This is a genomic window from Methanolacinia paynteri, from assembly GCF_000784355.1.
Classification (GTDB): Archaea; Halobacteriota; Methanomicrobia; order Methanomicrobiales; family Methanomicrobiaceae; genus Methanolacinia; species Methanolacinia paynteri.
The window spans coordinates 1-9,431 of record NZ_KN360927.1 but is presented as its reverse complement, the minus strand read 5'-3'; the positions used below and the strand labels follow the sequence as shown (position 1 = coordinate 9,431).

The window sequence follows — 9,431 nt, the reverse complement described above, 5'->3', positions numbered from 1 at the left end:
GCTGTCATGAAGGTCTTCGAGGAAGACTACCAGGAAGGCATGAAGATCGCCGACGCGATCCCGATGGGCTTAAAGGCTCTTCACGCGGCGACGGAAGGCAAGTTCGACGTGAACAATGTCGAGATCGGCGTTATCGGCACCGAGGACGGGGGATTCAGGAGAATGTCCCGCGAAGAGGTCGATAAATACGTTGAAAACTTCAATTTCGATGCACCTGAAGAGAAACAGGAAGAAGAGTAACCTAACGGGTGACAGCATATGATTCCACTTGAACAGGCCGTCGTTGCAAGGCTTGAAAGCCATGGCGAGAGGTTCGAGATCCTCGTGGACCCCGATCGTGCGGCGGAGATCCGCCAGGGAGACGATATCGATATTGAAGATGCGGTAGCTGCGCTTTTCGTATTCGAGAACGCCTCGAAGGCCGAGAAGTCTCCCGAAGAGTCCCTTAAGAAGGTCTTTGGGGAGACGGATTTCGCGAACGTCGCCGTGAGGATCATCAAAAAGGGTGAGATCCACCTTACCGCCGAGCAGCGGAAGAAGATGATCGAGGACAAACGGAAGCAGGTCGTGACCTTCATAGCGAGGAACGCGATCAACCCGCAGACGAAGCTTCCTCATCCTCCAATGCGTATTGAGATGGCGATGGAAGAGGCGAGGGTCAACATCGATCCGTTTAAGCATGTCGACGAGCTTGTCAAGGAGACCGTGAAGGCGCTCCGTCCTCTCATCCCTATAAAGTTCGCGGAGATGAAGTTCGCGGTGAAGATCCCGGCCGATTACGCCCCCAAGGCATACGGCGAGATCTCGTCTGCAACGACTATCGAGAGGGAAGAGTGGCAGAACGACGGCTCGTGGATCTGCGTGTGCAGGATCCCGGCCGGCATCCAGGAAGAGTTCTATAATATGATTAACAGGCTAACGAAGGGCGACGGAGAGGTAAAGATCCTCAGCCAGGACTAGCCACTATTAATAAGGATGCAGTACAAATATATACAGACCTAAATTTCGGGGTATAACAAATATGGCTAATTCAGGAAAACACAGAGCAAAAGGAAGGACAACAGGAAGCGCAGGAAGGTTTGGTCCCCGTTACGGCCGTTTTATCAGAAAGCGCGTCAACGAAGTCGAAAAACTTTCAAAAGCGAAGCACGTCTGTCCCAGCTGCGAGTCGAAGGCGGTCTCAAGGAAGGGTACAGGAATCTGGGAATGCCGCAAGTGCGGATACAAATATGCCGGCGGCGCATACGTCCCGCAGACGCCGAACCTTAAAGTGGCACTCCGTACAATCGAGCGTTCGCTGATTAAGGAATAAACGGAGGCCTGACAAAATGGCCGGTTATAAATGTGCAAGGTGTAAACAGAAGGTCGAGATCGATCTTAACGTCCGCTGCCCGTACTGCGGACACAGGATTCTGTTTAAAGAGCGCGGTGCGGGTATCAAAAACGTGAAAGCCCGATAATGGAAGTTACAACTTCACGAAAACCCGCTCCTTTTTTGAGGACTTTTTCAAAGGACCTGGCGTTCGCCCTCGGTGGTCATTATACTCCGCGGGGTAAGTCGGGTCTTGGCGAGATTACAGGAATAGATTCTGTTGTTCTTGTGGTCTCGAAGCAGAAGCATAGTTATCTTATCGAAATTTTTGAAGAAGGTGAGCCTGTCGAAGGCCTGCCTGTCTCTAATTTCCAGGTTGTCGAAAGAGAGGACGAGATCGTCCGCGGTCTCCGGGTCGGAAACCAAACTGTTTATGATAACCTGAAACAATACCTAAATGTTTCAAAGGCAGAGTGCGGGGATTCGACGGCCGTATTCGACGGCGCACAGAGGAGGCAGTATGTCCTCACCCTTAAAAATGCCGTATGAGGCGGTTTTCGAATTCGAAACTCCAGTGGCGGTGAGAATTTTCGAGTCCGTCGTCCCGGAGAGCGAGGATATGGGCCGTTCGTTTGCCTCGGTAAAGCTGGAGGGCGAGAACAGGATTTCGCTCTTCGTGCAGGCGGAGGACGTGTCCGCACTCCGGGCCGCACTGAACACGTGGCTCAGGCTGATTAATATTGCAGATGAGATGCAGGAGGTAGTTAATCCATGAATAATATTTCACCGAAAGTTCAGCAGCAGATTTCTATGCTGCAGCAGGTACAGCAGCAGCTCCAGACGATCGTCCAGCAGAAGATGTCCTTCGAGATGTCTGTGAAGGAGGCGAAGAAGGCGAACGAGGAGCTTGAGACGCTTAAGGAGGATGCGGAGGTTTACGTGTCGGTCGGGGCGGTTATGATGCAGAAGGATAAGGCATCGGTCAAGGCGGAGCTCGAAGAGAAGATCGAGACCCTTGAGCTTCGTATCAAGTCGCTCCAGAAGCAGGAGACTGCACTTCAGGGCAAGTTCGAGCAGCTCCAGCAGCAGATCCAGGCGGCGATGAGCGGCGGTGCCGGTGCACCTCCGCAGGCAAACTGAATATTTCTTTTTTTTATCGCTCTTCGCTGTTTCATATAGGTAAATAATTCCGGGACAGCAAACAATTACCAGAAATGCTTTGCATTTTCTCGTCCTCACATGCTTTCGGATATTACATACCTTAATATATCTTGCTTGGGGCGACCTGGCACCGGCGGCCAGGTCCGTCGGACGGCCCCTACCCAGGGGCCTTGCCTTAAGATAGCCCTCTCACGGCACGCCCAGGGGACCGACGAGGGTCCCCTAAGCTGTTTTTTGACATATTTCCCTTCATGAAACCGCATCCGCCGAGGGGTTGTCACAAGTAGTGAGAATTACTTTTATATCCACACAGATTGACGAAGAGCCTTTTTTTATTTCCGTTACTTTGCATATCCCGTTATCATGGAGTGCACATTTTCGTTCGGGCAGGATTTTTTATGCGCAAGACCCTGATTTTTCATGTCCGTGGTGTTTCTTACCCTGATTTCAGGGCACAAAAGCGAAATTATTAAAACCTAATTTTCCCAACATTATAGAGCACAGTGTCCCGCCTTAACTCAGACTGGTAGAGTGCGCGGCTGTAGATAGTTTTACCCTCACGAAAGGGGTAACTGCGCGGCTACCGCGATGTCCCCGGTTCGAATCCGGGAGGCGGGATATTTGTTGTTTGCCCAGTTAGTGTAGTGGCCTATCATGCAGCCCTGTCACGGCTGCGACACGGATTCGAATTCCGTACTGGGCGTTTTCTGTTTTTGTAATTATTAATTCGCTTAGTATTCCTGATCGGTTCCGGGGTGCCGGTACACGGGTTGCGAACATGAATGATGATTCATTGAAGAAGAATCCGGGATCGGTAACAGGCAGGTATATCTTGTGTAACGGGTAAGGATGCAGGGTATCAAAGGAGTATAATTATGAAATCCGGGCCAGAAAACACTTCATTAATGAGCTTTTCGGAAGTTAAAAGAGATTACTGGCCTACCGAAGAATGGCGGACTGCGGCCCCGGAGTCTGTAGGGTTGGACCGGGGCAAACTTCTTGAACTGGATAAAGAATTGAACTCACGTTGTTGGGGCGTCAACGGGATGGTGGTAGTCAGTAAAGGCTACGTCGTTTTCGAAAGGTATAATGGGGGCTTTGGCCCCGGCGATTCTCATAATGTAGCGTCGGTGACCAAGAGTGTCATCTCGGCCCTGATTGGTATAGCTATCGATCTGGGTTATGTCGAAAGCGTGAACCAGAATGTACTGGACTTTTTTCCCGATTACGTTCCGGCGAAGAACGATTTTCTAAAACGAACTGTTACAATAAAGGATCTCCTCACCATGACAGCCCCGTTTGCATGGAAAACGAGGAATCTGAGAGATGAGCCGCTGGACAAACTTCTAAGGCAAAGAGACTGGGTCGCATTTGTCCTTGACCTGCTGGACCGGGACGGACAGCCCGGGGAATTTCAGTATTCTACGGCAGGTCCTCATCTGCTTTCGGCAATAATATCAGGTGCTACGGGCAAATGTGCCCGGGAGTTTGCAAATGAATATTTATTCCGACCGGTTGGCATGAGAGAGATCCCGGATCGTTCAATGGAATCATTCGAACTGGATGACGTTTTCGGAAAGAATGTGAAAGGATGGATTAAAGATCCGAACGGTATCTCCACAGGAGGGTGGGGGTTGACACTGACTCCCTGGGATATGGCACGCTTCGGGTTTTTATACCTGAATGGTGGTTCCTGGAATGATAAACAGATTATTTCGAAGGAGTGGATCGATGAGTCGACGGCTATGAATCCCAACGGGTACGGCTACCTGTGGTGGCTCGGTGAAGAGAACGATATATTTTCATTCTCGGCACTGGGTGCCGGCGGGAATGTTATCAGATGCATTCCGGAAAAAGACCTTGTAGTGGCAATAGCATCTGAGATAGTGGATAAACCACGTGATCCGATGCAGCTTGTTGATGACTGCATCTTGCCTGCTGTTCAATAATAATGCCTCCCGAAACTCGATTTGGCGTCTTTGGCATTCACGTCAAAATCTCCTGTCTGAATCCTTACGCTTTAATTATCCTCGCGTTTTATAATATCCCAACGGTGTGAATAGTGGCGTGCGGAAAAAGAATATACAAACATCTCTTTGGTCCTGTTCCTTCGAGGAGGCTCGGGATCTCCCTGGGAATCGATCTCATTCCTCATAAGACGTGCAGCTACAACTGCATATACTGCGAATGTGGTAGGACGACGAATCTCACTGCCGAACGCCACGAATATGTCCCTACTGCGGAGGTCATCGAGGAACTGGATTCATACCTTTCGGAATCGCCGCGGCTTGATTATATTACATATTCCGGTTCGGGTGAACCGACGCTTCACAGCGGAATTGGCGAGATTACCCGGTTTATCAAGGATAAGTATCCGGACTACAGGGTTGCGCTGCTCACGAACGGAAGCCTCTTTTTTGATAAAAGCGTCCGTGATGAGATGAGGGATATCGACGTGATTATTCCTTCGCTGGATTCAGCTACCGAAAGGGGGTTCATGAAGATCGACCGTCCCTGCAGCTCGCTGAAGGTCGAAGAGATCATCTCGGGTCTGGTGGAGCTGAAGAAAGAGTTCCCGGGCGAATTCTGGCTCGAGATTTTCGTCGTCCCGGGACTGAACGATACGGAGGAGGAGCTCGCCGCTCTGTCGGAAGCGGTGCACAGGATTTCGCCCGACAGGGTTCAGCTGAATACGCTCGACCGGCCGGGCGTAGTCGACTGGATCAGGGCGGCGACGCACGAGGAGTTGGAGAGGTTCGCTGAAGGTCTTGGTTATGAGGGGACGGAGATCACCGGGAGGCCGTCGTCGAGATCGGGAATCGGGAGCTTTTCAGGCGATGCGATGGAGTGCATTGTTCAGACGATCTCCCGCCGTCCCTGCACTGTAGAGGATCTCTCGTCCATTCTCGGGATGCACCCGAACGAGATCAATAAATATATCCAGCTTTTGATCGAGGAAGGGCGAGTTGCGGAGAAGAGGGAGGAACGGGGGATCTTTTTCGTTAGTGTTGAGGAATAAGATCCCTAAAAATCTGTTTCAGTTCATTGACTCTCTATTAAACAATATCAGAGAAGGGAGAGGGATTCTCCCCCTCCCTTCAACCCTCCCCCTGTGGCGATAGGTCGCCTTCGGGATGGGCAAGCATCCCTCCGGCTCCGGTTCAACAACTTATTTTTGTCTTCCCGGCCGAGGCTACCCGGATGGGTAGCGTCCAGGCCGGGTTATCACCATTGCGAAAGTTTGCGCAGCAAACTAAGCACCGGGCTGCCCCGACAGGGGCTTATGCCCTTTTCATAATCAGTAACAGAATAAAAAAGCGAATTTGGAAATTATTTTTTGTCTTTTTCCATGTATTCCTTTATTTTCTTCTCTTCCCATTCATCACTCATGACTTTATTGTGCCCGAAGACACGCCATGCATGTCCCAGGACAGCCAGTCCCCAGAAGAAGGTCACCCAAAGGAACCAGTAGTAGCCGGAGTACGTCAGGAGGTTGATTGAAATGAGCATGAGATTGACGCATATGTATGCGGCGAGATGAGAGTAGAATCCTCTCAGTTCCGCTACTTTCTCCTTCGCCTTCCGGTATGATTCGTCATCAGTCATTTTTCCACGACAAAGAATCGCGGGAAGAGAATATAATACATTATGCTGCGTTCATGGAGCACTTTTTGTGTAATCTTGCAGATTTCGGTCGCTGCTAAATAAAACCCTTAAATAACCAAAAAGATCAATATGTTATGCTGATTTGCAGCACGCTTTGCCCAGTTAGTGTAGTGGCCTATCATGCAGCCCTGTCACGGCTGCGACACGGATTCGAATTCCGTACTGGGCGTTTGTTTTCTTTTTTTGTTAATCACTAAAATCAAATCGAAAAATTCATCGATTATAATATCGTATCGCGATACAATGGCGAAGAATACAGGAAGCGGTTCCAGAAAAGGCGCTGTCAGGGACAGGTCGCAGGTTAAGAACCCGAAAACCGGATTGTATACGAAAAGGGGTCCTGACGGGAAATTTCAGGATGTTAAGACGAGCGGTGGAAAATTCAAGGGCGTAAGGAGAGAATAATCCTTTGGAACATTCAGAGAAGGGAGTGGGATTCTCCCCCTCCCTTCAACCCTCCCCCTCATGGCGATAGGTCGCCGTCGGGACGGGCAAGCGTCCTTCCGGCTCCAAATGTTTTAAAACACCCAGCCGAGGCTACCCGAACGGGTAGCGTCCAGGCCGGGATATCACGAGATCGCAAGTTTCGCAGAAACTTGCGTCGGGCTGCCCCGCAGGGGCTTAAGCCCTTCTGAAGTTAAAAAAATTCTCTTAAAGCACTCCTGCAAAATTTATAATCGCTGAAAATGAATCTGTTCTTAAAGGGTATCGGCATCAGGTAAAGGAAGTGTGGCGGTGGATAAGAGCGAGGTGATCCTGGATAAAGAGATATTTGAAGTGTTGTCATCCGACAAAAGGATCGATATACTCAAGTCCCTGAACACAAGACGGAAGACGAATTCGGAGCTTGCTAGAGAATTTTCTTTGCAGGAATCCACAATGCATCACCACCTGATGAAGCTGGAGGAAGCAGGGCTGATACAACCTGTCGATTCAAAGAACAAATGGATCTATTACGAACTCACGGCGAAAGGAGATGCGATATTAAATCCTGATAAGGATACCCGGTTTACGATTCTCATCTCATCTTTACTCACTTATATTGCAGCATTTGCCGCGTTTTATACATATATTTCAATTCCTAAGCTGAGTTCAAAACCCTTCGACCAGGGCATATTGGAGAGCCTGACGAGGCATCTGGCGACCAGTCCTTTTCTTTCTCTCTTTGTGATCTGTCTTATCATTGCAATTGCCCAGACAATTGTATTGGTATTCTATTTTCTCAAAAAGAAGAATTACATTTAAAATTTATGATTATATTCGCTTTTCATCGAATCTTTTTGATTGTTTTATATTAGTCAGTCCCGTATCTGGTATTTACAGGAAACGTATTTTATGGAGATAGAAAACTGGTTGCGGCACATGGAAAGGATATTATGAGTAAAATCTCTTTTCTGAATTTGTTGATCGTATTTTTACTGATTATATGCCTGTCCGGGGCGGCTTCGGGGTATGAACTGAGGAATAAATCATATCAGGTTGTGTCGGAGGACTATACCAAATACCTCATTGCCGCCTATGGGGACGTTCCGGTATACGATCAAAACGGTGAGGTCGTCGATACCGGTATAATCAAAGATCTGCCTGACAAAAGAGCGCTGAATGACTGGTATGACGACATAGATCTGATTGTTGAAGAAACGCATCCGGATATAGAGGCTTACTACTATCCCGAAGGGCCTGTTCTCTCGTACGGTTATGATCGCGTTGGCACTGTCCGGGTAGCAATCGATGAGGAAACGAATGTCGACCGGGAAATGATGGATAAAATCTACCGGGTAATCAGTTTGAGGGCATCCGAATCTGGTATTGATGATGTCCCGGTTATTTTCGTATCCGAACCGATCCCTGATATAGGGATGCCCTATAAACCTGAATGGGTCTGGGTCATCCTGGGAGTGAAAAACACGGTTCGTGACCTATTTGGGACGAACATTTTTGCCGCGGCATAGATCTGACTTTCGTCATTTTTATCACCACCAGCCTCCTGAATCAACTCTCTCGATCAGCCCCGGGCCTTCAGCACTTGTAGAGTTCACTTTCGAACCGACGGCGTAGATCTCTGTTTCTTCCGCAGGATATGGTTTGAGCATCGCGAGATAATCGTCCTGCGAAAGCCCGGGGGAGAGCCATCTCCTGCAATCCTCTTCCGAAAGGACCGCCGGCATCCTGTCGTGGACCTGCTTTACCTCAGCGTTTGCCCCGGTCGTTATGATGCAGCACGATGTTCTTCTGTCGCCTTCCGGTGCAGTCCATGTATCGTAGATTCCCGCAAATGCGATCAGCGGCCTGTCGAAACGGATGTAGTAGGGAACCTTCCTCGTGCCTTCGTGTTTCCACTCGTAGAATCCGTTCGCAGGAATGAGGCAGCGGTGCTCCCTGAAGTTGTCCCTGAAGGCCGGTTTTTCCGTGAGAGAATCCGAGCGGGCGTTGATGAGCCATGCACCCGATTCGTCGTTCTTCTTCCAGGAGGGGACAAGGCCCCATTTAGCGAAGAGGACTTCAGGGTTTTCGCTCCCGTCCCGGCAGACGACAGGAATGCTTTTTCCCGGCGAGACGTTGTAGGAAGACGGGAGGATCGGCAGCGGGTTGAAATTTCCGTATGCGTCCCCGAAACCTTCCGCATTGAAGAAAGCGAACCTCCCGCACATGACCTTATCTCTTATCCCTGCCGGGAAATACCTTTTCTTAATCGACGAGAAAACGAACCCTATCTCCCTTTCCCTGGTTATGATCCGGACCCGCGAATAACAAGACCAACAATATTGAACTGAAGATCACTGAAAAAAACGAAACTACCCAGACAGGTCGTGAGGAACGTTACGGTGAATTAATTTTGGGGGGCAAAATTACGAAAATAAGAGGGAGTTCTGCAACATTTAGTTGAGCAGAAATCTCCATTTATTTTTTCACAGTTCAGACCCTCACAACTCCTGCCTTTGGGTCATATTACTCGCAAAAGGTAAAAATATTATCCCCGACATCAGGTGGAGTACAACATCCTGATTAATTCCAGAACCTGTGGGTTTTGATATAATTTCTCTCCGCTTTAAGGATTTCAAGATAGAACTGGTCGCCGTTTGCAAACGTCCCGATAATTCTCGAAGCAGTGTCGGGCCCCACGCCCCTTGCGGCAAAAGCACGGACGGCTTTCTTCCCGCTTGAGAGAACTATGTTTGCATTCCGGAGCATTTTGACCTCGACAGCCCGGTCCTCCGCGGATTTATCCTTTCTCCGGACGGTATCGATCATGTGCTCCTCGTAGGGTTTGAGTGCGGCGATCAGCCTTGCG

13 protein-coding genes, 3 tRNA genes and 2 pseudogenes are annotated in these 9,431 nt (G+C 49.4%); 15 read left to right on the top strand and 3 right to left on the bottom strand.

From position 1 onward, the window contains the following. From METPAY_RS03245 to METPAY_RS03195, 11 genes and pseudogenes are all read left to right on the top strand, one after another. A pseudogene (locus tag METPAY_RS03245) lies at window positions 1-240 on the top strand (archaeal proteasome endopeptidase complex subunit alpha); the annotation flags it as partial. An 18-nt stretch (window positions 241-258) separates the two neighbouring features. Continuing rightward, window positions 259-960 carry a ribosome assembly factor SBDS gene (locus METPAY_RS03240; protein ID WP_048149102.1) on the top strand — a complete coding sequence of 234 codons (702 nt, stop codon included), beginning with the start codon at window positions 259-261 and terminating at the stop codon, window positions 958-960. A gap of 61 nt (window positions 961-1,021) precedes the next feature. After that, on the top strand, window positions 1,022-1,312 hold the full coding sequence (locus METPAY_RS03235; protein WP_048149100.1) for a 50S ribosomal protein L37ae: 291 nt from the start codon (window positions 1,022-1,024) through the stop codon (window positions 1,310-1,312). 16 nt (window positions 1,313-1,328) lie between these two features. Then, window positions 1,329-1,460, top strand: a complete 132-nt coding sequence (locus METPAY_RS03230) for a DNA-directed RNA polymerase subunit P (protein WP_013328906.1) — start codon at window positions 1,329-1,331, stop codon at window positions 1,458-1,460. After that, window positions 1,460-1,861 carry a Brix domain-containing protein gene (locus METPAY_RS03225; protein ID WP_048149097.1) on the top strand — a complete coding sequence of 134 codons (402 nt, stop codon included), beginning with the start codon at window positions 1,460-1,462 and terminating at the stop codon, window positions 1,859-1,861. Before METPAY_RS03230 ends, METPAY_RS03225 begins: the two co-directional genes overlap by 1 nt. After that, window positions 1,833-2,087, top strand: a complete 255-nt coding sequence (locus tag METPAY_RS03220; protein WP_052418632.1) for a KEOPS complex subunit Pcc1 — start codon at window positions 1,833-1,835, stop codon at window positions 2,085-2,087. Before METPAY_RS03225 ends, METPAY_RS03220 begins: the two co-directional genes overlap by 29 nt. Then, window positions 2,084-2,452: a prefoldin subunit beta gene (locus METPAY_RS03215; protein ID WP_048149093.1), complete on the top strand. Its 369-nt coding sequence runs from the start codon at window positions 2,084-2,086 to the stop codon at window positions 2,450-2,452. The genes METPAY_RS03220 and METPAY_RS03215 overlap by 4 nt, the downstream gene beginning before the upstream one ends. 528 nt (window positions 2,453-2,980) lie before the next feature. Beyond that, a tRNA-Tyr gene (locus METPAY_RS03210) sits at window positions 2,981-3,091 on the top strand. Window positions 3,092-3,103: 12 nt separating this feature from the next. Next, a tRNA-Asp gene (locus METPAY_RS03205) sits at window positions 3,104-3,176 on the top strand. A 172-nt stretch (window positions 3,177-3,348) separates the two neighbouring features. Then, window positions 3,349-4,422 carry a serine hydrolase domain-containing protein gene (locus METPAY_RS03200; protein WP_211251510.1) on the top strand — a complete coding sequence of 358 codons (1,074 nt, stop codon included), beginning with the start codon at window positions 3,349-3,351 and terminating at the stop codon, window positions 4,420-4,422. 113 nt (window positions 4,423-4,535) lie between these two features. Further along, on the top strand, window positions 4,536-5,492 hold the full coding sequence (locus tag METPAY_RS03195) for a radical SAM protein (RefSeq protein ID WP_084600668.1): 957 nt from the start codon (window positions 4,536-4,538) through the stop codon (window positions 5,490-5,492). Between the two features lie 311 nt (window positions 5,493-5,803). On the opposite strand, the gene METPAY_RS03190 is transcribed toward METPAY_RS03195, so the two are convergent. Next, entirely contained in the window at window positions 5,804-6,079 is a 276-nt protein-coding gene (locus METPAY_RS03190; protein ID WP_048149092.1) for a 2TM domain-containing protein, read from the bottom strand. A gap of 156 nt (window positions 6,080-6,235) precedes the next feature. Here METPAY_RS03190 and METPAY_RS03185 point away from each other — a divergent pair. The 4 genes from METPAY_RS03185 (at window position 6,236) to METPAY_RS03170 (ending at window position 8,091) form a co-directional block, all read left to right on the top strand. Next, window positions 6,236-6,308 (top strand) — tRNA-Asp (locus tag METPAY_RS03185). Window positions 6,309-6,382: 74 nt separating this feature from the next. After that, on the top strand, window positions 6,383-6,544 hold the full coding sequence (locus METPAY_RS15065) for a hypothetical protein (RefSeq protein ID WP_169743632.1): 162 nt from the start codon (window positions 6,383-6,385) through the stop codon (window positions 6,542-6,544). A gap of 324 nt (window positions 6,545-6,868) precedes the next feature. Then, window positions 6,869-7,384, top strand: a complete 516-nt coding sequence (locus METPAY_RS03175) for an ArsR/SmtB family transcription factor (protein WP_052418631.1) — start codon at window positions 6,869-6,871, stop codon at window positions 7,382-7,384. Window positions 7,385-7,515: 131 nt separating this feature from the next. Beyond that, complete coding sequence (locus METPAY_RS03170) at window positions 7,516-8,091, top strand: hypothetical protein (RefSeq protein WP_157198981.1); 576 nt, start codon at window positions 7,516-7,518, stop codon at window positions 8,089-8,091. 21 nt (window positions 8,092-8,112) lie between these two features. On the opposite strand, the gene METPAY_RS03165 is transcribed toward METPAY_RS03170, so the two are convergent. Both METPAY_RS03165 and METPAY_RS15060 read right to left on the bottom strand, forming a co-directional pair. Continuing rightward, entirely contained in the window at window positions 8,113-8,790 is a 678-nt protein-coding gene (locus METPAY_RS03165; RefSeq protein WP_048149086.1) for an SOS response-associated peptidase, read from the bottom strand. 355 nt (window positions 8,791-9,145) lie between these two features. Next, window positions 9,146-9,431 (bottom strand): annotated as a pseudogene (locus METPAY_RS15060) (DEAD/DEAH box helicase); the annotation flags it as partial.